At 68.0% G+C, this 24,359-nt stretch carries 25 protein-coding genes; 8 read left to right on the top strand and 17 right to left on the bottom strand.

Going from position 1 to position 24,359, the window contains the following annotated elements:
- Nucleotides 1–366: 366 nt before the first annotated feature.
- Together ACFXKA_RS30710 and ACFXKA_RS30705 are read left to right on the top strand one after the other, a co-directional pair.
- Nucleotides 367–1,143 carry a tyrosine-type recombinase/integrase gene (locus ACFXKA_RS30710; protein WP_379429963.1) on the top strand — a complete coding sequence of 259 codons (777 nt, stop codon included), beginning with the start codon at nucleotides 367–369 and terminating at the stop codon, nucleotides 1,141–1,143.
- Between the two features lie 178 nt (nucleotides 1,144–1,321).
- Nucleotides 1,322–2,086 (top strand): SDR family oxidoreductase, encoded by a 765-nt coding sequence (locus tag ACFXKA_RS30705; protein WP_379429962.1) that lies wholly within the window; start codon nucleotides 1,322–1,324, stop codon nucleotides 2,084–2,086.
- A 66-nt stretch (nucleotides 2,087–2,152) separates the two neighbouring features.
- Here ACFXKA_RS30705 and ACFXKA_RS30700 read toward each other — a convergent pair whose 3' ends face one another.
- Nucleotides 2,153–3,139: a hypothetical protein gene (locus ACFXKA_RS30700; protein ID WP_379429961.1), complete on the bottom strand. Its 987-nt coding sequence runs from the start codon at nucleotides 3,137–3,139 to the stop codon at nucleotides 2,153–2,155.
- 88 nt (nucleotides 3,140–3,227) lie between these two features.
- Here ACFXKA_RS30700 and ACFXKA_RS30695 point away from each other — a divergent pair, with 88 nt between their 5' ends.
- Both ACFXKA_RS30695 and ACFXKA_RS30690 read left to right on the top strand, forming a co-directional pair.
- Nucleotides 3,228–4,388: a lycopene cyclase family protein gene (locus ACFXKA_RS30695; RefSeq protein WP_379429960.1), complete on the top strand. Its 1,161-nt coding sequence runs from the start codon at nucleotides 3,228–3,230 to the stop codon at nucleotides 4,386–4,388.
- 304 nt (nucleotides 4,389–4,692) lie between these two features.
- Entirely contained in the window at nucleotides 4,693–4,983 is a 291-nt protein-coding gene (locus ACFXKA_RS30690; protein ID WP_354846826.1) for a hypothetical protein, read from the top strand.
- Between the two features lie 105 nt (nucleotides 4,984–5,088).
- Here the strand turns inward: ACFXKA_RS30690 and ACFXKA_RS30685 are convergent, their stop codons facing one another.
- From ACFXKA_RS30685 to uraD, 11 genes are all read right to left on the bottom strand, one after another.
- On the bottom strand, nucleotides 5,089–5,259 hold the full coding sequence (locus ACFXKA_RS30685) for a hypothetical protein (protein ID WP_379429959.1): 171 nt from the start codon (nucleotides 5,257–5,259) through the stop codon (nucleotides 5,089–5,091).
- Nucleotides 5,256–6,053: a hydroxypyruvate isomerase family protein gene (locus tag ACFXKA_RS30680; RefSeq protein WP_379429958.1), complete on the bottom strand. Its 798-nt coding sequence runs from the start codon at nucleotides 6,051–6,053 to the stop codon at nucleotides 5,256–5,258. The genes ACFXKA_RS30685 and ACFXKA_RS30680 overlap by 4 nt, the downstream gene beginning before the upstream one ends.
- Nucleotides 6,050–6,433, bottom strand: coding sequence for a gamma-glutamylcyclotransferase (locus ACFXKA_RS30675; RefSeq protein WP_379429957.1), 384 nt, complete (start codon nucleotides 6,431–6,433; stop codon nucleotides 6,050–6,052). Before ACFXKA_RS30675 ends, ACFXKA_RS30680 begins: the two co-directional genes overlap by 4 nt.
- A gap of 31 nt (nucleotides 6,434–6,464) precedes the next feature.
- On the bottom strand, nucleotides 6,465–7,580 hold the full coding sequence (locus ACFXKA_RS30670; protein WP_379429956.1) for an XdhC family protein: 1,116 nt from the start codon (nucleotides 7,578–7,580) through the stop codon (nucleotides 6,465–6,467).
- Nucleotides 7,581–7,582: 2 nt separating this feature from the next.
- The gene (locus ACFXKA_RS30665; protein ID WP_379429955.1) at nucleotides 7,583–9,019 is read right to left on the bottom strand and encodes an NCS2 family permease; all 1,437 of its coding nucleotides are present in this window, start codon (nucleotides 9,017–9,019) and stop codon (nucleotides 7,583–7,585) included.
- Between the two features lie 134 nt (nucleotides 9,020–9,153).
- The gene (locus ACFXKA_RS30660; protein ID WP_379429954.1) at nucleotides 9,154–11,487 is read right to left on the bottom strand and encodes a xanthine dehydrogenase family protein molybdopterin-binding subunit; all 2,334 of its coding nucleotides are present in this window, start codon (nucleotides 11,485–11,487) and stop codon (nucleotides 9,154–9,156) included.
- Entirely contained in the window at nucleotides 11,484–12,836 is a 1,353-nt protein-coding gene (locus ACFXKA_RS30655) for an 8-oxoguanine deaminase (protein WP_379429953.1), read from the bottom strand. The genes ACFXKA_RS30660 and ACFXKA_RS30655 overlap by 4 nt, the downstream gene beginning before the upstream one ends.
- Nucleotides 12,833–13,306: a (2Fe-2S)-binding protein gene (locus ACFXKA_RS30650; RefSeq protein WP_354846807.1), complete on the bottom strand. Its 474-nt coding sequence runs from the start codon at nucleotides 13,304–13,306 to the stop codon at nucleotides 12,833–12,835. Before ACFXKA_RS30650 ends, ACFXKA_RS30655 begins: the two co-directional genes overlap by 4 nt.
- A complete protein-coding gene (locus ACFXKA_RS30645; RefSeq protein ID WP_379429952.1) occupies nucleotides 13,306–14,178 on the bottom strand; it encodes an FAD binding domain-containing protein in 873 nt (290 codons plus the stop codon). The genes ACFXKA_RS30650 and ACFXKA_RS30645 overlap by 1 nt, the downstream gene beginning before the upstream one ends.
- 42 nt (nucleotides 14,179–14,220) lie before the next feature.
- Entirely contained in the window at nucleotides 14,221–14,520 is a 300-nt protein-coding gene (gene uraH / locus ACFXKA_RS30640; protein ID WP_354846801.1) for a hydroxyisourate hydrolase, read from the bottom strand.
- Entirely contained in the window at nucleotides 14,517–15,032 is a 516-nt protein-coding gene (gene uraD / locus ACFXKA_RS30635; RefSeq protein WP_379429951.1) for a 2-oxo-4-hydroxy-4-carboxy-5-ureidoimidazoline decarboxylase, read from the bottom strand. Before uraD ends, uraH begins: the two co-directional genes overlap by 4 nt.
- 164 nt (nucleotides 15,033–15,196) lie before the next feature.
- Here uraD and ACFXKA_RS30630 point away from each other — a divergent pair, with 164 nt between their 5' ends.
- Entirely contained in the window at nucleotides 15,197–16,705 is a 1,509-nt protein-coding gene (locus tag ACFXKA_RS30630) for a PucR family transcriptional regulator (protein WP_379429950.1), read from the top strand.
- Nucleotides 16,706–16,839: 134 nt separating this feature from the next.
- On the opposite strand, the gene ACFXKA_RS30625 is transcribed toward ACFXKA_RS30630, so the two are convergent.
- From ACFXKA_RS30625 to ACFXKA_RS30615, 3 genes are all read right to left on the bottom strand, one after another.
- Entirely contained in the window at nucleotides 16,840–17,196 is a 357-nt protein-coding gene (locus tag ACFXKA_RS30625; RefSeq protein WP_354846794.1) for a ferredoxin family protein, read from the bottom strand.
- Nucleotides 17,193–18,788, bottom strand: coding sequence for an FAD-binding protein (locus ACFXKA_RS30620; RefSeq protein WP_379429949.1), 1,596 nt, complete (start codon nucleotides 18,786–18,788; stop codon nucleotides 17,193–17,195). Before ACFXKA_RS30620 ends, ACFXKA_RS30625 begins: the two co-directional genes overlap by 4 nt.
- A 149-nt stretch (nucleotides 18,789–18,937) precedes the next feature.
- A complete protein-coding gene (locus tag ACFXKA_RS30615) occupies nucleotides 18,938–19,369 on the bottom strand; it encodes a MarR family transcriptional regulator (RefSeq protein ID WP_354846792.1) in 432 nt (143 codons plus the stop codon).
- A 91-nt stretch (nucleotides 19,370–19,460) separates the two neighbouring features.
- Here ACFXKA_RS30615 and ACFXKA_RS30610 point away from each other — a divergent pair, with 91 nt between their 5' ends.
- Entirely contained in the window at nucleotides 19,461–21,020 is a 1,560-nt protein-coding gene (locus tag ACFXKA_RS30610) for an MFS transporter (RefSeq protein WP_379429948.1), read from the top strand.
- A 307-nt stretch (nucleotides 21,021–21,327) separates the two neighbouring features.
- Here the strand turns inward: ACFXKA_RS30610 and ACFXKA_RS30605 are convergent, their stop codons facing one another.
- Nucleotides 21,328–21,786 carry a MarR family winged helix-turn-helix transcriptional regulator gene (locus ACFXKA_RS30605; RefSeq protein WP_379429947.1) on the bottom strand — a complete coding sequence of 153 codons (459 nt, stop codon included), beginning with the start codon at nucleotides 21,784–21,786 and terminating at the stop codon, nucleotides 21,328–21,330.
- A 152-nt stretch (nucleotides 21,787–21,938) separates the two neighbouring features.
- Here ACFXKA_RS30605 and ACFXKA_RS30600 point away from each other — a divergent pair, with 152 nt between their 5' ends.
- A complete protein-coding gene (locus ACFXKA_RS30600) occupies nucleotides 21,939–22,586 on the top strand; it encodes a nitroreductase family protein (RefSeq protein WP_379429946.1) in 648 nt (215 codons plus the stop codon).
- 150 nt (nucleotides 22,587–22,736) lie between these two features.
- The gene (locus tag ACFXKA_RS30595; protein WP_379429945.1) at nucleotides 22,737–23,726 is read left to right on the top strand and encodes a diiron oxygenase; all 990 of its coding nucleotides are present in this window, start codon (nucleotides 22,737–22,739) and stop codon (nucleotides 23,724–23,726) included.
- Between the two features lie 130 nt (nucleotides 23,727–23,856).
- Here the strand turns inward: ACFXKA_RS30595 and ACFXKA_RS30590 are convergent, their stop codons facing one another.
- Nucleotides 23,857–24,156, bottom strand: a complete 300-nt coding sequence (locus tag ACFXKA_RS30590) for a Scr1 family TA system antitoxin-like transcriptional regulator (RefSeq protein WP_379429944.1) — start codon at nucleotides 24,154–24,156, stop codon at nucleotides 23,857–23,859.
- Nucleotides 24,157–24,359: the final 203 nt, after the last annotated feature.

Raw genomic sequence — 24,359 nt, 5'->3', positions numbered from 1 at the left:
GCACGGTCTCGATGGCGATGCGGGCGCCGTCGTCGAGCCAATTCCCGGGGCCTACACCCCGAGATCGAACCTGGCGGGCGCGTTCGGAAAACGATGGTGGGCCGAACGCAAGCACGGCTGCTCTGTGTCTGGTGTTCTCGCAGGTCGAGGTGTTCGGAAACCCGTTCGTTGGGGCGGCGTCTCGGGTGCCGAGCGTCGGGAATCGAATCGGCGGTGGGAATTTAAGCGGCGATCTCCCGGGCAGACCGCCCCCCTTGCCAGGCCGCGAGATATCTCCTGTCGCTCGGCCATCGTCAAGTATTGGATGCGTCGCCATGATGGCGGCCTGCGGATCCCTCCGGTCTGCAAGAGGAACCGCCGAACGTCGTGAAAGAACACCGCCGCCACGCCATCCTCCGCGTCAACTCGCGCGGCGGCCGTGGCGCAGCCGCAAACTTGGTTTCCGCCATCCGGTGCATCTACAAGCACGCCGAGGCCGACCGCTGGATTCGCCCCGCCGACAACCCAGCCAGTCGGGCTCACAAGCCTGGACGGCTTCCCAGTACCCGGCATGCCCTGACCCTCGACCAAGGTCGACAGATCGGCCACGTCGCCTCGACAACTGGCAACGACACAGAGCTCGATGCCCTCATCGTCCGGCTTCACATCGAAACCGCTTGCCGCAAGGGCGGAGTCCTCTCGTTGACCGTTGACGACCTCAACACCGATGACTGCCTTGTCAAGCTCCGCGAGAAGGGCGAGAGCGAACGCTGGCAGCCGATATCCCCGTTGCTGATGCGCCGGCTCATCGAGCACGTGTCCACACGCGGAGGTGTGCAATCGACCCAACAAGTGCTCCGCTATCGAAGCGGGAGACCCATCGGACGACGCCGGTACGACTACTTGTCCCAGCGGATCCGCGAACACCTCCGCTGGGCGGACACCATGCAGGTCAGCGCGCACTGGTTGCGTTACACCACACTCACCTTCGTCGAGCGCGAATTCGGTTACGCCGTCTCACGCGCGTACGCCGGACACACCGAGCCCACGTACGGGGACGGCGCGACGTATGCCTACGTCCGGGCGTCGCTCGCCGAAGTCGCCGAGGCACTGACCGCGGTGACAGGTCTCCCCCATCCTCTGGCGCACACGACACACCCTTGACCCGCGCGTGAGTCGATCTGGGGCGTGACGGCCTGCCTGCCAGCGTCCGCGCTGCCTCCATGTGACTGCACCGGTTTCGTCCTTCCGTGTGACTGCATGACCACGTTAAAGTGGCGGCATGACCCCGCCAACGGGGCGGATCCGCGCAGATTACGGGACTGAACTAACGTGCCATCACATGAGTGATGACTTGTCGGGTAAGAGCGCGCTGGTCACCGGGGCCAGCCGGGGTATCGGGTTCGCGGTGGCTGCGGAGCTGCTCAGGCGAGGCGCCAATGTGGTGATTTCGGCTCGGAAGCCGGAGCCGCTGGAGGAGGCGGCGGAGCGGCTGCGCGGGCTGGGGCATCCGGGGAAGGTGGTCGCGGTCGCCGGTAATTCCGGCGATGCGGCGGCTCGGGCCGAGCAGGTCGCCACCGCGGTGGCGCAGTTCGGATCGCTGGATGTGCTGATCAACAACACCGGGATCAATCCGGTTTACGGGGCGCTGATGGATGCCGATCTGGATGCCGTGCGCAAGATCTTCGATGTGAATGTCGTTGCGGCGCTGGGGTATGTGCAGCAGGCGTACCGAGCGTGGATGGGTGAGCACGGGGGCGCGGTGGTGAATGTGGCCAGCGTCGCGGGGTTGCGGTCCACCGGCGTGATCGCCGCGTACGGGGCGTCCAAGGCCGCGCTCATCCGGCTCACCGAGGAGCTGTCGTGGCAGCTGGGTCCGAAGATCCGGGTGAACGCGGTGGCGCCTGGCGTGATCAAGACCAAGTTCGCGGACGCGCTGTACTCGGCCGACGAGGAGGCCGCGGCGGGCATCTATCCGATGAAGCGGCTGGGGTCGCCGGAGGACGTGGCGGCGCTGATCGGATTCCTGGCTTCGAACGAGTCGTCGTGGATCACCGGCACGACCGTGCGAGTCGACGGCGGCCTGCTGGCCACCGGCGGCATCTGACACCGAACGGACCGAAAACTCGTGCCCGGCACCAGGAGTGGGTGCCGGGCACGGAACCGCGGCCGCTCAGCGGAAGACGAGCGCGCCCAGGGTGTCGCTGTGGCGGTACTTCAGGTACTTCTTGACCGTTTCCTCGTCGACCGCCGGGGTCGCGGTGGCCACGGTGATGACCAGGAAAGTGCCCTGGCTGCCGTCCCGCCATTTGCCGGTCTCGAAGTCGTTGATGTAACTGCCTTCCGGGAGCACGACGTCCTTGTCGTCGAACTGGCCGTCGGCGCCGGAGGCCTTGTCCGCGTCGGACATGGTGAGCACCAGCTGGGTCAGCATGAGCGTGCCGTTCTCAGCCTTCCACGCCATCTCGGAGGCGCGCTTGCACCCGAGGCCGGTCAGCTTGCCCGCTTCCTCGATGTCGGCGCAGGTGTTGTAATCGCGACCGGACACGTAGGTGGCCTGGAGTGCGACGTCGCCCAGTTTGAAGTTCCAGTCCTGGCCGTACTCGGTATAGCTGAACGATTTGCCGCCGGGTGCGGACTTGGTGGTGGTCGGGGCACTGCGGGTGGTGGCCGGAGCGCTGGTGGTGAGCATCGTGGTGGTCGTGGTGGTCGCGTCGGCCTGCGAAGTGTCGTCGCTCTTGGAGACGAGGACGATCGCGCCGATGGCGACCGCGAGCACGACGACCACGCCGAGCACCACACCGATGACCAACCCGGTGTTCGACTTCGGTGGCTGCGGCGGCGGGAAGCCCGGCTGCTGCGGAAAACCCGGGCTCTGCTGGAACCCCGGCTGCTGTTGAAACCCCGGCTGCTGTGCGAATCCCGCGTCCTGCGGATACCCCGGCTGCTGCGGATATCCCTGCTGCCCAATCCAATTCGTCTGTGTGGGCTCCCACCCCGCCGGATCGGCCGGCTGCTGTCCCGGCCAGCCGGGCTGCGGCGCCTGCGGCTGGCTGCCGGTCTGCTGAGCGGGGTGGTCCCACCACGCCGGATCCGGATCCTGCGGCGGCTGCCCGTGCACGGTGGGGTCGCCGCCGAATCCGGCGGGTGGATACGTCATCTGCTCACCTTTCGCGGCCTGCCCGAGCCCTCCCCGGCCCGGCATCATTCCCGAAGCGTAGGCGGGCGAACCGGCATGATCCAATCACGTGGTGACCGATGATCTCCTCATCTGCGGTGCGGGCCCGGCGGGGCGAGCCCTCGCCCACCGCGCGCTGGCGCACGGACTCTCGGTCACGATCGTCGATCCGCACCCCCGGCGGCGATGGACGGCCACCTATGCGGCCTGGGCGGATGAGCTGCCGCAATGGGTCGCTCCGGAGGCGATGGGGGCGACGGTCGACCACCCGATCGTGTGGGCGCGGCACCGCATCGAACTGGATCGCCGCTACATCGTCTTCGATACCGCGCGCCTGCAGGATTCGCTGGACCTTCCGGATGCGCGGCTCCTGCAGGACAGCGTGACCGACATCGCGCCCGCTGCCCGCCACCGGCACGACGGACTGGATCTGCCGTCGGTGCGGCTCGCGTCGGGTTCGGTGCTGGCGGCCGGACGGGTCATCGACGCGCGCGGGGTGGCCCGCTCCCCCAGGCTGGCCGAGCAGACGGCATTCGGGGTGATCGTGGACCGGGCCCGCCTGCCGGAGCCGGAGACGTATTTCATGGACTGGCGTGCGGACAACGGCGCGGAAACCGATGCGCCCCGATCGTTTCTGTACGCGGTGCCCTTGGACGATGAGCGGGTTCTGCTGGAGGAGACGTGCCTGGCCGGGCTCCCGGCGCTGGATCAGCGGACGCTGCACGACCGGCTGACGCACCGATTGCGTTCCCGGGGAATCACTCTCACCGGCACCGAACCGGTCGAACGCGTCCGATTCCCCGTGCACGGCGGCCGGCCGAACGCCCGCACGTTCGGCTCCGCGGGCGCTTTCACGCATCCGGCAACGGGATACAGCGTCGCGACCTCCCTGCGGATGGCCGATGCCGTCGTAGCCGGGGACCCCCTGTGGCCGGGTCCGGCGCGCGCCGTGCACCTGTTGCGCCAGGCCGGACTACGCGCCCTGCTGGCACTGCCGCCCGCCGACCTCCCCCTCTTCTTCGAGGCTTTCTTCGCACTGCCCGCCGAATCCCAGCGCGCCTACCTCTCCGGCCGCGACGACCTGCGCGGCACCGCCGCCGCCATGCTGTCGCTGTTCGCGGCACTCCCCTGGCGAATACAGCGCACACTCGCCATTGCCGTGGCCCGACCGCCCCGCCGCACACCCGACGCCTCCCGAGCCACGCCCTTATCCGCCGAGGGTCCCGTGTAGCGCAGTGGGCCGACGGTTATCGGTAGCGGGTTCGGTATTCATCTACCCGAATTCTCCGGAATTGCCGGTGTAAAGCAGTCGCTGATGGTCTGCTGGTGGGGTCGCAATCCCGAATATGGGGAGGTTCCAACGATGTTCGACCTTCCACGATCCAGTCACCGAGCACTGCCGAGGATGACCGTTTCCGATGCGCTCGCCGCGCAGAAAGCGCACGCCCAGTGCCCGATCACAATCTGCCCGATCAAATTGCAGGCCAGGACATTTCTTTTCGGTGAATCGCACCGCAGACCGAAGGGGGTGGGGCGTGGACGACCAGAGTGATATCGAGATCCGAGCGCTGCAGGATGTAATCGACGCGGTCGAAGATCGGTTGCGGCGTTTCGAGGCGAAGGACGGTGTCGTGCTCGCGGAGCGGTCCGAGGTGTATGCCACCGTCATATACGCGGTCATCGCCAGTGCACGCGCCTCCGGCCACTACGGCGCGGGAAGCCTGGCGCGAGCGCCACTTCTGGACGAGATCCTCCTGGGTGCCGAGCCGGAGCCCTGGGAGACAGCGATGTACGCCGTGGTCATCGATCGGGCGTTGACGCAGTGAAGCGCGGGGAGCCGCCGGCCCCTCATCGGTCAGCGGCTCCCGGGCCCGTGAAGCGGGGGTCAGTCCCACTCGCTCATGGCCGTCAGCCCCACTCGCTCATGGCCGTCAGTCCCACTCGCTCGTGACGGTCGGCCCCACTCGCTCGTGGCGATGCCGCGTGCGTCCGACGACCGGCAGCTGCACGGTGAACCGCTCCACCACCCAGCCGGGCGGCAGCGCCGACGCACAGTGCCCCTGCGGTGTCCACGATCCCGGCCGGCTCAGCACGACGCTCACTCGATCCAGCTCCAATCACGGTCGGGGTCCTGGTATTCCAGCCCGATCCAGCCGTCGTATCCGGCGGCGTCGAGGGCGGCGAAGAGGGCCTCGAAATCGAGGGTTCCGGTGCCGGGCCGGCTGCGCGCGGGCGCATCCGCGATCTGCACGTGCCCGATCCGGGATGTGTATTCGGCGATCACGCCGAACAGATCCGCACCCATGCGCGCGAGATGATAGAGGTCGCAGAGGAACCGGAGATTGGGTTCGCCGACCGCATCGATCACCTGTACGGCGCGCGCCGCCGACACGATCGGATAGTCCGGCGACTCGATGGAATTCAGTGCCTCGAGCACCACCTGCGCCTCGATGCCCGCGGCGGCGCGCGCGGCCAGTCGCAGGTTCTCCAACGCCAGCCCGTCCTGCACCGCCGGATCCGCGCCGGGAATCCGGTTCCCGTACAGGGCATTCAACGACCGGCATCCCAGCCGCTCGGCGATCCCCACGGTGACGTCGATATTGTCCCGGAATTCGGCCTCGCGTCCGGGCACGGACACCAGTCCCCGCCCGGCGGGCACCAGGTCGATGAAATTCAACCCGACCAGCTGCACCCCGGCGTCGGACACCGCGGAGACGAACGCGTCGACCTCCTTGTCCCCGGGCACCGGGTTCTCGCCGAAGGGCCACCAGAACTCGACCGCGTCGAACCCGGCCGCCTTCGCCGCCGCCGGACGCTCCAGCAGCGGCAGATCGGTGAACAGCATCGAGCAGTGCACGTCGAACTTCCGCAGCGCGCCCTCGGCGGTGTACTTCATCGGGCCGTTTCCTCCCTGTAGGTATGCCAGCTACCGAAATCGGTGATGTCGATGAGCTGCGGGTAGGAAATGATCGGGCGGCGCAACAGCATGGACAGCACCGAACGGTTGTCGTCCAACACAATCACACCCAGTTCCAGCTCCGGCGGTTCGGCCGGGAGCAGGCGGGTGCGCAGCACCTGCATCGGCACCTCGAACAGCTCGCCCGCGATGGGCGCGCCGCCGTAGGCCACCGGGTGCAGGCCGGGGAAGCGGTCACCGACCGAATAGAACCGGTAGTGCGGCGCGGTCCTGACCTCCCCGGCGCAGGGCGCGCCCTCGAGCAGGTGGTTCAGGGGTCCGCCGCGCATGGCACCCCCGTTCAGGAAGATCAAAGGCATTGCCGTGGTTCCTTTTCGGTCGACCGATGCATCAAGCGGTGAGCCGGAGGGCGTCCGGCGAGTCCGGAACGGTCACCTCCGGCACCGCGATCGCATCGCGATGGATCGGTCCGCCGTAGGTGCCCAGAGGCATTCCGGTGCCCCCACGGCGGACCGCCACGATCTCGGCGGCGATGGAGACGGCTGTCTCCTCCGGAGTCCGCCCGCCGAGATCGAGTCCGATGGGCGACTTCAGCCGCGCCAGTTCGGCATTCGTCATCCCGACAGCACGAAGCCGCTGGAGACGGTCCTCGTGCGTCCGCCGGGATCCCATCGCACCCACGAACGCCACCGGCAGGCGAAGCGCCACCTCCAGTAGCGGCACATCGAATTTGGCGTCGTGAGTGAGCACGCACAGCACGGTCCGGGCATCCACCTGGGTCCGCGCCAGATACTTGTTCGGCCATTCCACGACCACCTCGTCCGCGCCGGGGAAGCGGGCGCGGGTGGCGAAGACCTCCCGCGCGTCGCAGACGGTGACGTGATAGCCGAGGAACTTGCCGATGCTGGCGACCGCGGCCGCGAAGTCGATCGCCCCGAAGACGATCATCCGCGGCGGCGGCACATGGGATTCCACGAATACCGTGACCTCGGCGTCACCACACCCGATGGTGCGCACCGCGGTGGTGCCGGCGTCGAGCATGGCCTGGGCTTCGGCCACCACCCGTTCGTCGAATTCGGCTCCGGAGGTCCACCAGGTGCCCAGCGCCATGACGGCGCCGCTGTCGAGGTCGCGGACCATGGCCACGGCCTCCCCCTCAGCTCGCAGGACCTTCTCCACCGCATCGCGAGTGGACTCGGTCACCGACTGGACGAACACCTGAATCGTTCCGCCACAGGTCAATCCGACCGCGAAGGCGTCGGTGTCGCTGTAGCCGAAGGTCTCTCGGAGCGGTTCTCCCGTTCGCAGCGACTCGCGGCACAACTCGTAGACCGCACCCTCGACACAGCCGCCGGAAATGCTTCCGATGACGGTGCCGTCGGCATCCACGGCCAGGGCCGCGCCGATCGGACGGGGCGCGGAGCCGCCGATCCCGATGATGGAGGCCACGGCGTATTCCTTGCCCGCCGCATGCCATTCCAAGAGTTGTGCCGCGATGTCGCGCATGACTAGCCTCCCAGGGCCAATTCGATGCCGTTGATACCGAAGTAGGCGACGAAGACGACGCTCACCACGGCCACCAGCCAATGGATTTCGCGGTACTTACCGCGAGCGAGCTTGATCACCGTGTAGGCGATCAGGCCCGCACCGACACCGTTCGTGATCGAGTAGGTGAACGGCATGAGCACGATCGTGACGAAGGCCGGCACGGCGACCTCGAGATCGTTCCAGTCGATCTTGCGGGCCTGCGTCATCATGAGCGCGCCGACCAGCACCAGGGCGGGAGCGGCGGCCTGAATCGGCACCACGGCCGCGATCGGGGTGAAGAAGATGGCGGCACAGAACAATCCGCCGGAGATGACGCTGGCCAGACCGGTACGGGCGCCCTCACCGACACCCGTCGCCGACTCGACGTACACCGTGGATCCCGCGCCGCCGGACAGGCCGCCGACGATCTGGGCGACACCGTCGGTGGTGAGGATCTTGCCCATGCCGGGCACCTGACCCTTCTCGTCCACCAGGCCCGCCTCGTCACAGACGCCGAAAACCGTTCCCATGGCGTCGAAGAAGCCGGTCAGCACCAGGGTGAACAGCACCACCGTGGCGGTCACCGCACCCGCGGTGGCGAAGCCGCCGAACAGGTCGATGTGACCGATCAGACCGAAATCCGGGGAAGCGAACAGCGATTTCGGCTTCTCGGGGACGACCGTGCCCCACGCCTTGGGGTCGATGGTCGCCATGGCGTTGACGATGATCGCCAGCACGGTCGAGATGGCGATGCTGATCAGGATCGCGCCCGGCACCTTGCGGATGAACAGGGCGAGCATCAGCAGCAGGCCGACGGCGAAGACCACCGTGGGCCAGCCGGCCAGATGTCCTTCGACACCCAGTGTTACCGGTGGCCCGCCGGGCGCACCATGTCCCACCACGCCGGAGGAGACCAGGCCGATCATGGCGATGAACATGCCGATGCCGACGCCGATGGCGTTCTTCATGGCCAGCGGAATGGCATTGATGATCATCGTCCGCAGGCCGGTCGCGGCCAGGATGACGATGACGATGCCCATCAGCACCACCAGGCCCATGGCCTGCGGCCAGGTCATATGGGGTGCGGCCTGATAGGCGACGACGGGGACCAGACCGAGGCCGGCGGCCAATGCGAGGGGCACATTGCCGACCACGCCCATCAGGACGGTGGTCAGGCCGGCGGAGAAGGCGGTCGTGGTGGTCAGCTGAGCGATATTGAGCTTGTCCCCGTGCGCGTCGGTGACGCCGCCGAGAATTAGCGGAACCAGCAATATGACATACGCCATAGCGACGAATGTGGTGATGCCGCCACGGATTTCACGCGATATGGTGGTCTTGCGCTCCGATAGCCTGAAGAACTTTTCGAGCGCAGAACCCCGCGTTTCCGGGGTGGTGATCGGTGACTGAGTCTGGGTCATGGCTGCCCTCCTATGGGCGTAGCCGACCAGCGGCCCGGGGTGCTGGGGTATCCCGGGCCGCGGATTCGGTGATGCTTGTTGTGGGGTCCCTATCGCGCTCCACCATTTCGAGAGGCGCGATCTGCCCCTGTTGATCAACTGTTCCGGATGATGTCTTCCGGACGCACGGGCACGCGGTTGATGTTTCCGGTGCCGCCCCGCTTGCGGCAGGCATCGCGAATCGCTGCGGCGATCGCAGGCGTGGAGGAGAGAGTGGGCGGTTCACCCGCGCCGCGCAGGCCGTAGGGGGCGTGCGGGTCCGGATTCTCCAGGATCTCCAGCTTCTGCGGGGGTGTATCGAGAATGGTGGGAATCAGATAGTCCGTGAAGGACGGGTTCCGCACCTTGCCGTTGGTGACCTGAATTTCCTCCATAACCGCCAGACCCAGGCCCTGAATGGAGCCGCCGTGGATCTGGCCTTCCAGCGAAAGCCGGTTCATGATCTTGCCGACGTCCTGAACGGCGTCCAGGGCAACGACTTTGACCAGTCCGAGTTCGGTGTCGACATCCACCACGGCCCGGTGCACGCAGACCGCGAGCTGGGTGTGGCTGGAGCCCTGACCGGTCACCTTGTCCATACCGGTGGTCGCCTGGTGGTGGTATTCACGGGTCAGATCGATGACGTCGTCGCCGAGCACATCCTCGATGGTCGCGACCACCTCACCGTTGTTCTTGACGACCTTGCCGCCCTCGAGCCGCATGAAGCCGTGCACGTCGAACTTCTTGCGCGCCAGCACGAACAGCTCGTCGGCCACCGCGCGGCAGGCGGTCATCACCGCGCCGCCGGTCATGTACGACTGGCGTGACGCGGACGAGGAACCCGAGCTGCCGACATTGTTGTCGGAGGGGTGGCTGACCACCCGCTCGATGGCGAGCTCGGTGCGCGCGATCTGTGCTTCGAGGGTGATCAGACCCTGGCCGACCTCCGCGCCGGCGGTGTGCACCAGCGCGACCGGCTCGCCGCCGATCACTTCCAGGCGCACCCGGGCGGTCGAGTAGTCGTCGAAACCCTCGGAGAAGCAGATGTTCTTGATGCCGACGCCGTAGCCGACGCCGCGGTACACGCCCTCGCCGTGGGTGGTCTGCGACGCACCGCCGGGCAGGTTGCGGATGTCCGAGGTGTCCACGGACTCCGGCAGTTCCATGTCGCGCAGGCTGTCGAGCATCTCCTTCAGCGGGGTCGGCGCGTGCACGACCTGGCCGGTGGCGAGCGTGGAGCCCTGGGAGACGGCATTGACCTGACGGACCGTGACCGGATCCATGTCGAGCGCCTCGGCGAGCTTGTCCATCATGGACTCGTGGGCGAAACACGCCTGCACGACACCGAATCCGCGCATGGCGCCGCAGACCGGATTGTTGGTGTAGACACCGTAGGCGTCGATCTCCAGGTGCGGCACCTCGTAGGGGCCCAGCGCCAGCGAGGCGGCATTGCCGATCACGTTCTGGGTGGCCGAGGTGTACGCACCGCCGTCGAGAACGATGAGAACCTTGGCGTAGGTGATCTTTCCGGTCGCGGTGGCGCCGAATTCGTAGCGCATCTTCGCCGGGTGGCGATGCACGTGCCCGAAGAACGACTCCTCGCGGTTGTACATCATCTTGATCGGCTTGCCGGTGCGCATGGCCAGCATGCCGGCGTGGATCTGCATGGACAGGTCCTCGCGGCCGCCGAACGCGCCGCCGACGCCGGACATGGTCATGCGGATCTGGTCCTCGTCCAGATCCAGGCACGGGCCGATCTGGGTGAGGTCCCAGTGCAGCCACTGCGTCGCGACATAGAAGTCGAGCGAGCCGTCCTCGTTCGGGATGACCATGCCGGATTCCGGGCCCAGGAAGGCCTGGTCCTGCATGCCGACCTCGAACTCCTCGGAGACCACGACGGTGGCGAGGGCCTTGCCGATCTCGATGTCGCCGGAGCGCACCGGCTGGTAGCGCGCGATGCCGCCGCGCGACTGCACGGCCAGCCCGACCGGGTCCTCGACAACGGCCATCGGGTCCGTGATCGGTTCCAGCACTTCGTATTCCACCTCGATGGCGGCGACGGCGCGCCGGGCGATCTCGGGGTGGTCGGCGGCGACCAGGGCGATGGCCTCGCCGTGATGGCGCACCTCGTCGAAGGCCAGTACCGGCTGGTCCCAGGTGTGGTCGAGGCCGTAGACCTTGCGGCCCGGCACGTCCTCGTGGGTGAGCACGGCGTGCACACCGGTCATGGCGAGGGCCTTGCTGGTGTCGACGCTGACGAGTTTGGCGCGGGCGTGCGGGCTGCGCAGGGTCGCGCCCCACAGCATGCCGTCCATCCACAGGTCGGAGGAGTAGGCGAATTCGCCCTTGACCTTGAGAGTGCCGTCCGGGCGGAGCGGGCTCTCGCCGATCCCGCCCTTGCCCGGGACCGCCACATCCGTGGGGAACCGGGTGGTGCGTGTGATGGTCATCGGTTCTCCTGCTTCATGATTCGCTGCCGTGCGGCGACGCCGGCCTGGCCGACGGCGTCGTGCGGCATGGTCTTGAGCTCGTCGTTCTCGACGACGGTGTTGCCGCCCACCAGCAGGCGCGCCAGCGGCGGCTGCGGGCCGAACACCAGCGAGCACACGGGGTCCTCGATGGCGGCACGGAAGCCGTCCACCTTCCAGACCGCGATATCGGCGAGCTTGCCGACCTCGAGGGAGCCGATCTCGTTCTGGCGGCCCAGGTTCCGGGCGCCGCCCAGGGTGCCGACCTCGAGGGCCTGCCGCGCGGTCATGGCGCGGGGGCCGTGCACGGCGCGCTGGAACAGCATGGCCTGCCGCATTTCCCCGGCCATGGAGGTGAGCTCGGAGGAGGCCGCGCCGTCCACGCCGAGACCGACGGGCGCACCGGCGGCGAGCAGGTCCATCACTCGCGCGATGCCCGCGCCCAGGCGGGCATTGGAGGTCGGGCAGTGCGCGGAACCGGTGCCGGTCTTGGCGAACGCCGAGATGTCCTTGTCGTGCAGGTGCACCGCGTGGGCGAACCACACGTCGTCGCCGAGCCAGCCCAGCTTCTCCATGTATTCGACCGGGGTGCAACCCATCTGCTCGATGCAGTGCTCTTCCTCGTCGAGGGTCTCGGCGAGGTGGGTGTGCAGGCGCACGCCGTGCCGGCGGGCCAGCGCGGCCGAATCGACCATCAGGCCCTCGGACACCGAGAACGGCGAGCAGGGGGCGACGGCCACGCGCAGCATGGAGTCGAAGGACGGGTCGTGGTATGCGCGGATGATCTCCTCGGTGTTGAGGAGGATCTCTTCGCGGTTCTCGACCACCTCGTCCGGCGGCAGGCCACCGTGCGACTGACCGCGGTCCATGGACCCCCGGCACGGGTGGAAGCGGATGCCCAGCTCGCGGGCGGCACGGACCTCGGCCTCGAACAGATCGCCACGGCCCTTGGGGAACACATAGTGGTGATCGGTGGAGGTCGTGGTGCCGGTCAGCGCGAGCCAGCCCAGACCTGCGGACGCCGCGCCGTAGACGATCTCGGCGTCCATGGTGGCCCACAGGCGGTACAGACCGGTCAGCCACTCGAACAGGGTGGCGTCCTGGAACAGGCCCTGGGTGGCCCACTGGTAGAGGTGGTGGTGGGTATTCACCAGGCCCGGGGTCACCAGGCAGCCGGTGCCGGAGAGGCGTTCAGCACCCACCACCATCGGCGCAGGTCCTGCACCGAGAGCTTCGATCCGGCCGTCGTCGCCGACGATCAGATAGCCATTGGGGATCTCCGCACCGACAATCGGTGCGATATAAGCGTTTTCGATGACGAGCTTGCTCACTTGGCCGCAGCCTTCCGCTCGGCCGCCAGGCGAACGGCATCCAGAATCTTCTCGTAACCCGTACAGCGGCACAGGTTTCCGGCGAGCGCCTCACGGATCTCGACGTCCGACGGGTTCGGCACCCGATCGATCAGGTCGTGCGCCTGCACGATCAGACCCGGTGTGCAGAAACCACACTGGACCGCGCCGGCCTCCACGAAGGCCTGCTGCATGGGGTCCAGCTTGTCGCCGTCGGCCAGGCCCTCGACGGTGCGGACGGAACGGCCCTCCACCTGACCGGCGGCCACCAGGCACGAGCAAACGGGGGTGCCGTCCAGATAGACGGTGCAGGAACCACATTCACCCTGCTCGCAAGCGTTCTTGGAACCGGGGAGGCCGACCCGCTCACGCAGCAGGTACAGCAGGCTCTCGCCTTCCCAGACGTCGTCGGCGGTTTCCTGGGATCCGTTGACGGTGAAGTTGATACGCATCAGGCCGCCTTCCTCTCCGCGGTGTAGTCGTTCCACGCCCAGCCGAGGGTCCGGCGGGCCATCACCGACAGCGCGTGCCGGCGGTAGTCGGCGGTGCCGCGCACATCGTCGATGGGCTTGGCCGCGGCGCCGACCAGACGGCCGAACTCGCGGGCCAGCTCGTCGTTCAGCGCGCCGGCGTTGTCCCAGTCCAGGTTGGCGGCCAGGAAGTCCTGCGCCTCCACCGGACGGATCGGGGTCGGACCGGCCGAGCCGATGCCTGCACCGACGGTCCGCGAATCCGCGTGCAGCGCAACGGAGAACGAGCACACCGCGATCACCATGGCGTTGCGGGTGCCGACCTTCGAGAAGTACTGGGGGCCGCCGGCGGGCTTCAGCCACACGGCGCGAATGAGCTCGTCCGGCTCGAGCGCGTTCTTCTTGACCCAGACGTAGAAGTCGTCGATGTCGATCATGCGGGTGCCGCGGGCGGCCGACTCGACCTCGACCACGGCATTGGCGGCCAGCAGGGCCGGGTGGGCGTCACCGGCGGGCGAGGCGCCGCCCAGATTGCCGCCGACGGTGCCGCGATTGCGGATCTGCGGAGAACCCACGGTGCGCGACGCCTGGGCCAGACCGGGCAGGCGGTCCTGATACCGGTTGATGATCTTCACGAACGGGACGCCGGAGCCCAGCCGGATCCGGCCGTCCTCCTGCTCGTCGACGGTGAAGACCTCACGGCACGGGTTCAGGTCCAGAATGGCGGCCGGACGGTGCCGGTCGAAGTTCAGCTCGACCATCACGTCGGTGCCGCCCTGAATCGGAACCGCCTCGGGGCGTTCCGCTTTCAGCTGGAGCGCTTCGGCCCAGCTTCCCGGTTGTAGGAAATCCATTGCAATCCTCTAGATATCGGTTCGACGCAGGTACGACAGCACTCAGCTGCCCCGGTACGTAGAGAAGGAGTAGGGGCTCAACAGCAGGGGTACGTGGTAGTGCTCATCCGGATCGGTGACCAGGAAGTCGATGGTCACCGTCGGATAGAACGGGCTGACACCGGAGGTGTCGAAGATCAGGCGGTGGGCACCGGCGCTCGGGGCGGGCAGATCCTTGACCCGGCCGTCGTCATCGGTGTGGCGCTCGGCGAGGACCTCCCCCGCCGCGTTCTCCAGCCGCACCGCCATGCCCGCGGCCGGGCGTCCGGTCGCGGCATCGAGTACGTGCGTGGACAGACTCATTTGTCCTCCAGGAGTTTCCGGATCCGCAGGCCGGTGATGTCGGCGAGCTCGCGGCGGACCGTCAGCTGCTCGTCGGCGACCGAGTTGCCGAGACGACGCTGGAGCTCCGAGAGCATCTCGGTGGCGCTGCGCCCGGCGGCCCGGATCAGGAAGACATGGCCGAAGTGTTCCTCGTAGGTCACGTTCCAGGCGGCCAGATCGGCCTTCACCTGATCGTCGGCGTCGGAGGCTCCGGACTGTTCGTCGGCGGACCACTTCGCCTCACGCTCGGACTGGTGGGCGGCGGCCGTGCGCTCGCCGATCCGGGGGTGCGCCGACAGCGCCTCCTCGACATCGGTCCAACTCAGCTCGGTGACCCCGGTCACCGCCGCGGCGATCAGACTCGACTCGTCCGCGTACGGCCGGTTCGCCACCATCTTGCGTGCCCAGGTCCGCGACGCATTGCAGGTCAGCAGGTGCGTCTCGGCCTCTTCCAGGGGCAGCGAACCGAGCCATTCCAGGCGACTCGACATCCGACCTCCATCCGTCATTGGCGTGTGTCAACCACTTAACCCGGCGGGCGGTCATGCCCGAAAGGACGAGACCTCCGAACCTGTGGCCTGCTTCACAGGGGCGCGTTCGTAGTTACATCCAAGTTCGGTAACCGGGCCGTCACCGACTGTTAGCCTCGGGCATCATGCGGTTACGTTCCCTGCTGACCATGCACGATCTGGGCTTGCGGCTCGTCACCGGAGAGGACGAGCTGGACCGCTTCGTACGCTGGGTGGTAACCACCGACATGCTCGATCCCGGTCGATACCTCTCCGGCGGCGAATTCGTCCTGACCGGGCTGCAATGGCGGCATTCCCCCGAGGACAGCGAGACCTTCGTGAGCGCGCTCGCCCGCGCCCGGGTGGCCGCGCTCGCCGCGGGTGACGCGCTGTACGGCGAACCGCCCGACGATCTCGTCGCGGCCTGTAAGAAACACCGAATCCCGCTGTTCCGGGTCGAGGAGCAGATCGCCTTCGCCACCGTCACCGAGCAGATCAACCGGAAGCTGTCGTCCGGACGGGCCGCCGACCTGAGCGCGATCCTGGACCGGCACCGGCAGCTGGTGTCCGGCGGCGGGCTGGATTCGGTGCTCGACCTGGTGCATCGCACGCTGGGCACGCGCTGCTGGGTGGTGTCCGCACTCGGCCGCGTGGTGGCCGGGCCGACCCGCGACCTCCCCGAACAGGTGCGGTCGGCGTTCCTGGGCGCGCGGCGGATGCCGCATGTGCTTTCCCACAATCAGGTGCGGTACTCGCTGTTCGCGGTGGACGCCGACGGGACCTCACGCATCGCGGACTGGTTCCTGGTGTTCGAGAGCGACTACAAGGATTGGCCCGAGGAGCGGCGGGCCCTCATCGGGGAACTGGCCGCGGTGGTGTCCCTCGAACGTGCCCGGCAGGACGATCGGCACAGCGCCGAGGGGCGGCTGGCCCAGGAACTGATCGAGCTGATCATGTCCGACGCCAAATCCGCCGACATCATCTCCCGGCTGGAGTTGACCGGGCTGGGACTGTCCGACCGGTACCTCGCGGTCGCCGCGACCGCGGATTCCGGGGCCGTGCGGCCCGGTGAGTTGCGCGCCGTATTGCGCGAAATCCTTTACGGCAGAAGCCCTGCCGTCGGTGTGGTCGACGGCGAGGTCATCGTGCTGGTCGCCCTCGGTGACGACAAGGCCCTCGACGACCGCATCCACCGGGCCATCGAAGCCCTCGAACCCGGGCTGCAACTGAGCCGGCTCTCGGTCGGCATCAGCGGCGCGGTCGACGGCGAGGGGCTGCGCGGCGCGGTCGAGGAGGCCCGCTACGCACGGCGCATGGCCGCCGAACGGCAGCAGCCCACCAGCGTGGTCCGCCACGACGAGCTCGCCACCCACATGCTGCTGCTGGCCAGCGTCCCCGACGAGGTCCGGCGCATGTTCCGGGTGCGGCTGCTGGATCCGCTGCGGGTCTACGACCAGGACAATCGTGCCGATCTGGTGCACACCCTGGAGACCTTCCTCGAGGTGTCCGGGTCCTGGACCAAGTGCGCGGATCTGCTGCACCTGCACGTGAATACGCTGCGCTACCGCATTCAGCGCATCGAGGAACTCACCAACCGCGACCTGTCCCGGCTCGAGGACCGCGTCGACTTCTTCCTCGCCCTCGCCCTGCGGTGACCGCGCGCCCGGATCGACGGGCGCGATCTCCGATCACTGTGCCGGACACCGTAATCGACACACCGGCTCGGCTGGGTACAGCTCGGCCGGAGACAGGTGCGAGCAGCAGCGCTCCGAGTATGCGCGGCGGCCACTCATCGAACCAGTCGACCGGGCTCGATCAGCCGCGGTGGCAGGGCGCCGTGCGGCAGGGCCGGGCCGAGGGCGACGAGGCTGCCCGGTGTGCGGCCCCGGCCCCAACCGAGTTGCTCACGGTAGCGACCGATGTGGGATTCGGGGATCGCGCTGCGGTCCGCGAGCGGCGCGGCCTCGGGTGAGACGTAGAGGGCGTCGGCCGGGCAGTACGCCTCACACATGAAGCAGGTCTGGCAGTCGGATTGCCGTGCGATGACCGGTATTCCGCTGTCGGTGCGGTCGAAGACATCGGTCGGGCAGACGTCGACGCACTTGTCGCAGGCGATGCAGTCCTCGGCGCGAACCAGTTCGATCACGACGCCACCACCGAGGTGAGACCGGTGGCCGCGGCGGTCGAGGTCCACACCCGGTCCAGGCCGCCGGACAGGATGTGGTGGTGCTGCGCCGGATCCAGGTCCGGGTGGTCGGCACGCTTGCTCATTCCGCGAGTTTCCTTGCGCGCCAGCGTGGATCGGTACATCAGTCGGCCGACCGCGGTAATGGCGGCGGCCTGCCGGGCCCGGATCCGCTCGGCGCCGGTTCCGCCGCCGAGCCCGCGCGCGGCCCGCTCCCAGAGCTCGTCCAGTTCGGCCAGGGCGGGGCGGATGCGGTCACCGTGACGCAGATAGTTCTTCTCGAACGGGATGAGTTCGCGCTGCGCGGCCGACACGACCTCGTCGGCGGACACCGATTCCGTTGTCTCCGGCCGTAATCCGACCCGCCCGGCTCCGTGGACGCCGGAGGGATCGACGCGCCCCGATCGCCGGGCGAAGGCCGCCGCACCCCGGCCCGCCCAGCTTCCGGAGGACATGGCCCAGGCCGAGTTGTGGCTGCCGCCGCCGGTGAATCCGCCGCAGATTCGTTCCCGGGTCGCGGCGTCGCCCGCCGAGTAGAGACCGGGAACCGTTGTCGCGCAGTCGTCGTCGACGATATCGATGCCCCCGGTTCCGCGCACCGTGCCCTCGGCGAGCAGATCCACCTCGAAGCGGTCGGTGAACGGGTCGATCCCGCGCCGGTCGAACTGGAGGAAGAAGTTGGGCTGGCCCAGCCGCATCCGCGCCTGCACCTCGGCGTCGGCGCGGTCCAGCTGCGCGAACACGGGCTCCGACAACAGGGTTCGCGCGATGACCGACCGGCCCTTGGCGGAGCCCGCACCCTCCAGCACCCGGCCGTCGGCGTGGAAGAAGGTGGCGTAGCCGTAGTAGGCGGTCTTGGTGATGGTCGAGCCCTTGGGCACGATGGCGTAGGCGTTGGAGAACTCCATGCCCGAGAAACGCGCGCCGGCCTCGGCCGCCATGAGCGCGCCGTCGCCGGTGTCGACATTGGTGCCCAGCGCCCGCGACAGGAAGGCGCATCCGCCCGTGGCCAGCACCACCGCGCCGGCGGTGATCCAGTAGTCCTGCTCCGCCTGCCGCCGATAGCCGGCCGCCCCGCGCACCACCCCCTCGGCATCGACCAGGAGTTCCAGCGCGGGCGAATGGTCGAGGATCCGCACGCCGAGGCGTTTCACCCAGGCCCGCATCCGGCGCATGTATTCGGGCCCCTGCACCCCGGTGCGCACCGGCTCGCCGGTGCCGGGATCCACCGGGAACGGGTACCGGCCCTCGACGGCCAGCCGGTTCATGTTCACGTAGGTCTGGTCGAGGACCCGGTCCATCCAGTAGTGGTCGGCCAGATGCCCGCCCAGCGCCTCCCGGGCAGCCTTGGCATTGGCGCGCGCTGCGGCCTCGGGCGCGACGTACCAGACGCCGGTGCCGGAAGGCGCTGTGGCGCCGCTGGTTCCGCAGTAGCCCTTGTCCACCAGCACCACCTCCGCGCCCGCTTCCCGGGCGTGCACCGCCGCCCAGCACGCGGCGGGCCCGCCGCCGATCACCAGCACGTCGGTACTGATCTGCCATGGTTCGCTCATCGGCACGTTCCTCCCGGGAGAGTTGGTGTCCGGAACGGTAAGGCGGCCGGTCGTACTCGCCGAAGGGTTCGAATCAGGACGATCCTATGGCGGCGGAATTTTCCATATCGTGGAAAGCCGCTTGCTTCTCGCGGCGGGATCGGCGCGGGTCAGCGGCAGGCTTCGGCCATGCCGCTGAGCCATTCCCGGACCGCGACGCGTTGTTCGGGGGTGAATCCGGCTTCCAGTTCGGCCTCGCGGCGACCGACGGCGGCGTGGGCCTCGGTGTAGATGGCGCGGCCCGCGTCGGTCACGTAGATCTGGTGGGTCCGGCGGTCGGTGGGGTGCGGGCGGCGCTCGATCAGGCCCGCCTTCTCCAGGCCGCCGAGCATCTCGTTCGCGGCCTGCCGGGTGCTGCCGACATCGCGGGCGATATCGGTGACCGACTTCCCGGGCTGTTTCTGCGTCATCATCAGCGTCGCGTACTGCGAGGTCGTGAGGCCGAAATCCTTGAGTTCCTCACCGATGGCGGAACGCATGCTCAACCACACCGTGCGGACCATGAAGGTCAGGGATCCATCCTGCGATCCGGAACAGCTCACCGCGACAACCCTTTCCAGAGATTGACAGGTTCCTGACATTCACGGCACACTGGCGATCGTCAGGTTCCTACCAATCTTATCGAAGGCATCCATGACCGTGCCCGCGACGCTGCCGAGATCCCGGCAGCGGCTCATCCTCGCCGTCCTCCTGCTGTCCTCCCTGCTGATCTGGCTGGACAACACCATCCTCGCCACCGCGCTCGAGACCCTCGCCGATCCGGCGCGCGGGCTGGGCGCGAATCCCGCTCAGCTGCAATGGGCCTCGGGGTCCTACACGCTCGTGTTCGCCGCGCTCATGTTCACCGCCGGGGCGCTGGGCGACCGCTACGGGCACCGGACCGTGCTCGTCGCCGGATTGATCGTCTTCGCCGCCGCCTCGGTCTGGGCGGCCTATGCGGGTGATCCCGGAGGGCTCATCGCCGCCCGTGCGGTCATGGGCGTGGGCAGCGCGCTCATCATGCCGGCCACCATGGCGACGGTGACCTGGACGTTCACCGGTCCGGCGCGGGCATCGGCCATCGGGCTGTTCTCGACCTCCGCGGGGGTCGGACTGGCGGCCGGGCCGCTGCTGGCCGGGGTCCTGCTCGACCACTTCTGGTGGGGCTCGGTGTTTCTCGTGAACGTGCCCGTCGTCGCGGTCGCACTGATCGGGATCGCGGTACTGGTCCCGAACTTCCGCAGCCCGACGCCGCGGCCGCTGGACCTCGGCGGACTGACACTGTCGGTGAGCGGATTGGCGGCCCTCGCCTACGGGCTCATCCGGGCGGGTCAGGTCGCCGCGTGGACACCGGTGCAGGTGTGGGCGCCCATCGCCGCCGGGCTGGCCCTGCTGGCCGCGTTCGTCGTCGTCGAATTGCGTTCCGGACAGCCGAGTTTCGATCCACGGCTGCTGGCGCAGCGGGTCTTCGGCGGCGGCAACGCGGCCCTGGGCCTGCTGTTCCTGGCCATGACGGCGGCCGGCTTCTACGGTGCGTTCTACCTCCAGGGCGCCCGCGGCTTCTCACCGCTCGCCGCGGGTCTGATCAACTCCCCCGCCGCCGTCGGCGTCATCATCGGCGGTCCGCTCGGCGTCCGCCTGGTCCGCCGCTTCTCCCTGCGCGCGGTGACCGCGACCGCCCTCACCGTCGGCGCGCTCTGCATGGGCAGCGCGGTCTTCTTCGGACTGCACACGCCCATCATCTGGAACGTGGCACTGGCTGCGGCACAGGGCTTCTCGATCGGCATGGTGATCGGTTCGGTCACCAGCGCCCTCATGAGCACGCTCCCACTCGACCGCGCCGGCGCAGGATCGGCCGTCACCAATACCGTCCGGCAAACCGGCAGCGTCCTGGGTATCGCGCTCGGCGGCACCATCATGGCCATCACCTACCGAACCGGCATCCAGGGCGCGCTCACCGGCCTGCCCGACACCGCCCGGGAACCCGCCCAGGTATCCGCCGAACAGGCGCGCCATGTGGCCACCGCCATCAACCGCCCCGACCTGTCCCACGCCGCCGATAACGCCTTCATCCACGCCATGCACGTCGGCGGTATCTGGACCATGATCTTCGCACTCGCGGGAGCCGTCGTCCTGGCCCTCACCCTGCGACCCCGCCCCACTCCGCCCACCCCGGAGCCCGAGCCGACCCTCGCGGCCGCCGGTCGGAACTGAGCCGACCGGCCCGCTCTCACCGAGCGCCACGCCACGCGTCCTGCGCCACCCGACGGCGGCGCAGGACGCTGCGGTCGTCATCCCGACCCCGATGGGCCTGCACCAGTTTCGAGCGCACGCGCCGTGCGTGCCGCAACGATTTCCGGATCGACATGGCCCGGCTACCTTCCGTTCCGCGGGCACGGTGTTTGCGCCTTCTGCCTCGTAAGACGGTCCGGGACAGGGAAAATCAGCGCCTCGGGCAACCCGGTTCGGCGGATTTCCCTGTCCGCGCGAATCACGCACGCGCGCAGCGGTGGAACGTTTGCTACTCGGATGCCCCTTCGGTACCGAGGAGCTTCCCGAGCAAGGTCGTCAGCTGGACCCGCTCCTCGGGAGTGAGCGCGGCGAAGGCGCCGGCCAGGAAACCCGGGATCGCGACCTCGGCGGTCCGCAATCGCGCCCGCCCCGCGGCGGTGATGGTGACCGCGTACGAGCGCCGGTCCTTCGGGTTGCGTTCCCGGCGGATATGTCCCGATCGCTCCAGGTCGTCACAAACGGTCACCATGACGCTGCGATCGATGCGGAGTTCGGCGGCCAGCGTCTGCTGGGCGCAGTCGCCGACCGCGTCCAGCATCTTCAGCACCAAATGCTGTCCGACCCCCAGTTCCGTTGCGGCGGCATGGGCTTCACCAGCCTTGGCCACCGCGGCAGAGGCGCGGCAGAGGGCGATATCGGGGCGTTCGGCGGCGAGAGCCGGGAAGTAGGACGGTCTGGCGGCAGGCATGGTCTCCTCGTTCGATCACGGCCAGCCTACCAAAACCATCTGTGTACAGATCATTTGACAGCAGATGATTACCACGCCTACCGTCCAATCGTCTGGGCGCAGATGATTTTCGCGCAGACGATCTCGGAACCCGTTGGGCCACAGGAGCTGCCATGACGCTTGATCTCTCCCCCGATGAACTGCTGTCGACTACCCGGGCCGTGCGTCGCCGGTTGGACTTCGACCGGCCGGTGCCGCGCGACCTCATCGAGGAGTGCGTCGATCTCGCCACCCAGGCGCCCACCGGACGTAACCGCCAACGCTGGCACTTCCTGGTCGTCACCGAGGCCGCGCAGCGCCGGGAGGTGGCCGAGATCTTCCGCCGGGCGCTCGCGCTCAGCGAGGCCGCGCCGCTGTCGCGGGACGACCTGGCGCGCATGCACGTCCGGCCGGGCAGTATGGCGCGGGTGTTCGACGGCGTGCGCCATCTGGCCGACAACATCCACCGCGTGCCCGCGTTCGTGATCCCCGCCGTCGAGGGCCGCACCGACGCCGCCTCGGTCCAGGTCCAGTCCGGCACCTGGGGATCGATCCTTCCCGCGGTCTGGAGCTTCATGCTCGCCGCCCGCGCCCGCGGTCTCGGGACCGTATGGACCACGGCCCAGGCTCCACTCGAGCGCGAACTGTCGGCAATCCTGGGCGTGCCCTACGACGAGGTCATGCTCGCCGCGTTCCTGCCGCTGGCCTTCACGCTCGGCACCGAGTTCAAGCCCGCGGTCCGCGTCCCCCGCGACCGGGTCCTGCACTGGCAGCACTGGTGACGGGCGGGGCACCGGGCGATCCTGGGACTCGCGGGCATTCCAGGGTTGTCTGTAACCCTAGTTAGCACTTACCTTGGAGTGTGTCGCACCGCACAGAGCGGCCTCGGCTTCGGCTTCCGGGCGGCGCGGCACAGAGACGAGGAGGCAATGATGGCTCTGACTACGATGTCGGGCTCCGTTCCGGCGGCACGAGACTACGCGGATGTGCTGCACACCCTGTCGGAGGGATCGGTGTACCGCCGATTCGATCCGTATCTCGATATCGCCTGGGACTCACCCGAATTCGCGATCGACCCCCAGGACCCGCGCTGGGTGCTGCAACCGGACATCGATCCGCTCGGCGCGACGCAGTGGTATCAGAACCTGCCCCTGGAACGGCAGATCGAGATCGGGCGGTGGCGGATCGCCAATGCCATCAAGGTCGGCGCGGCCTTCGAGAGCATCCTGATCCGCGGCATGATGCAGTACATCATGAAGCTGCCCAACGGGTCGCCGGAGTTCCGCTACTGCCTCCACGAGATGACCGAGGAGTGCAACCACATCCAGATGTTCCAGGAGCTGGTCAACCGGATCGGGGTAGACGTCCCGGGGATGCGGCCCATCTTCCGGAGACTGTCGCCGTTCATCGGCGTGGCCGGCGGTTACGCCTGGCCGATTCTGTTCATCGGCATTCTCGGCGGCGAGGAACCGATCGACCACTACCAGAAGGCGGTCATCCGCAATGGCGCGAAGCTGCCGCCAGCGGTGGTGCGCTGCATGGAGATCCATATCGCCGAGGAGGCCCGGCACATCTCCTTTGCCAATGAGTTCCTGAAAGAGCATGTGCCAGGTTTCAATCCGCTGTATCGCAATGTCTGCGGTATCGCCTTCCCACTCGCCATGCGGTGGCTGGCCGGTGAGATCATGGCTCCCCCACCGGAATTCGCCCGCACCTTCGGCATCCCCCGCGAGGTCATCAAGGAAGCGTTCTGGCGCTCCCCCACCGCCTCGAGAATCCTCTCCGGATACTTCGGCGACATGCGCTCCCTCGCCGGCGACCTGGGCCTGATGAACCCGGTCACCAAACGGCTGTGGAAACTCCTGCGCATCGACGGCGACCAATCCCGCTACCGCAGCGAGCCCGAACGCCGGGCCGCCTGACCCTCGGGGATACCCACCGGAATCACGCGTCCGAAGTACGATGGGGAAGTGCGGTCCATTTGGAAGGGCTTTCGGTAGCGACGAAATCGCGAATACCGAAGGCCCACGCCAGGACCGACAAACAATCAGCTCAAAGGATGATGCCGAGCGAGATGTTCGGTAGCGACATCGACTCGAGTAGCCGTCCGAGCTGCCCCGCCTGAACTTCGGCGTCACCGAACCGCGTTCGCAGCGCTTGTTCCTCGAGCACCGTCACGAACCGCTTGCCACCTCGCTGCAGGATCCGCTGACGCTCCATCCTGACGGCGACCGCGGCATCGATGTCGTTTGGTGTACCCAGGAACCGAATCCAGAACGACAGCATGGCGGCGGAGTGCTCGGCAGTTCGACACAGGCCCGGGATCACGTTGCGCTCATAGATCCGGAACACCTTCGTCGCCTCATACCGCTGCTGGGTGTGAGCGCCGAGATCTCGCTTCAGGCCGGCTCGGCTCCCGGAACTCGAGGTAGGCCGAATCGGCTGCCCGCAATGCCGCGATGAGATCGGCCACCCGGTCTCGGCGCCGCAGACGCGACACCGCCGATGAAGCTGTATGCCTGCTTGCGGTACCAGCGGGCTTGCGCGGCCATGAG

Source organism: Nocardia sp. NPDC059228 (assembly GCF_042754245.1).
Taxonomy (GTDB): Bacteria; Actinomycetota; Actinomycetes; order Mycobacteriales; family Mycobacteriaceae; genus Nocardia.
The sequence above is the reverse complement of the archived record's forward strand: the minus strand, read 5'-3'. Positions and strand labels throughout refer to the sequence as shown.

Excerpts from the sequence above, each read along its gene's own strand:
- ACFXKA_RS30680 (WP_379429958.1), bottom strand. The coding sequence starts at position 6,053 with ATGAAGTACACCGCCGAGGGCGCGCTGCGGAAGTTCGACGTGCACTGC.
- ACFXKA_RS30600 (WP_379429946.1), top strand. The coding sequence starts at position 21,939 with ATGACGCTTGATCTCTCCCCCGATGAACTGCTGTCGACTACCCGGGCC.
- ACFXKA_RS30650 (WP_354846807.1), bottom strand. The coding sequence starts at position 13,306 with ATGCGTATCAACTTCACCGTCAACGGATCCCAGGAAACCGCCGACGAC.
- ACFXKA_RS30675 (WP_379429957.1), bottom strand. The coding sequence starts at position 6,433 with ATGCCTTTGATCTTCCTGAACGGGGGTGCCATGCGCGGCGGACCCCTG.
- uraH (WP_354846801.1), bottom strand. The coding sequence starts at position 14,520 with ATGAGTCTGTCCACGCACGTACTCGATGCCGCGACCGGACGCCCGGCC.
- ACFXKA_RS30645 (WP_379429952.1), bottom strand. The coding sequence starts at position 14,178 with ATGGATTTCCTACAACCGGGAAGCTGGGCCGAAGCGCTCCAGCTGAAA.
- ACFXKA_RS30660 (WP_379429954.1), bottom strand. The coding sequence starts at position 11,487 with ATGACCATCACACGCACCACCCGGTTCCCCACGGATGTGGCGGTCCCG.
- ACFXKA_RS30700 (WP_379429961.1), bottom strand. The coding sequence starts at position 3,139 with ATGACGTATCCACCCGCCGGATTCGGCGGCGACCCCACCGTGCACGGG.
- ACFXKA_RS30610 (WP_379429948.1), top strand. The coding sequence starts at position 19,461 with ATGACCGTGCCCGCGACGCTGCCGAGATCCCGGCAGCGGCTCATCCTC.
- ACFXKA_RS30665 (WP_379429955.1), bottom strand. The coding sequence starts at position 9,019 with ATGACCCAGACTCAGTCACCGATCACCACCCCGGAAACGCGGGGTTCT.
- ACFXKA_RS30705 (WP_379429962.1), top strand. The coding sequence starts at position 1,322 with ATGAGTGATGACTTGTCGGGTAAGAGCGCGCTGGTCACCGGGGCCAGC.
- ACFXKA_RS30595 (WP_379429945.1), top strand. The coding sequence starts at position 22,737 with ATGGCTCTGACTACGATGTCGGGCTCCGTTCCGGCGGCACGAGACTAC.
- ACFXKA_RS30630 (WP_379429950.1), top strand. The coding sequence starts at position 15,197 with ATGCGGTTACGTTCCCTGCTGACCATGCACGATCTGGGCTTGCGGCTC.
- uraD (WP_379429951.1), bottom strand. The coding sequence starts at position 15,032 with ATGTCGAGTCGCCTGGAATGGCTCGGTTCGCTGCCCCTGGAAGAGGCC.
- ACFXKA_RS30620 (WP_379429949.1), bottom strand. The coding sequence starts at position 18,788 with ATGAGCGAACCATGGCAGATCAGTACCGACGTGCTGGTGATCGGCGGC.
- ACFXKA_RS30605 (WP_379429947.1), bottom strand. The coding sequence starts at position 21,786 with ATGCCTGCCGCCAGACCGTCCTACTTCCCGGCTCTCGCCGCCGAACGC.
- ACFXKA_RS30670 (WP_379429956.1), bottom strand. The coding sequence starts at position 7,580 with ATGCGCGACATCGCGGCACAACTCTTGGAATGGCATGCGGCGGGCAAG.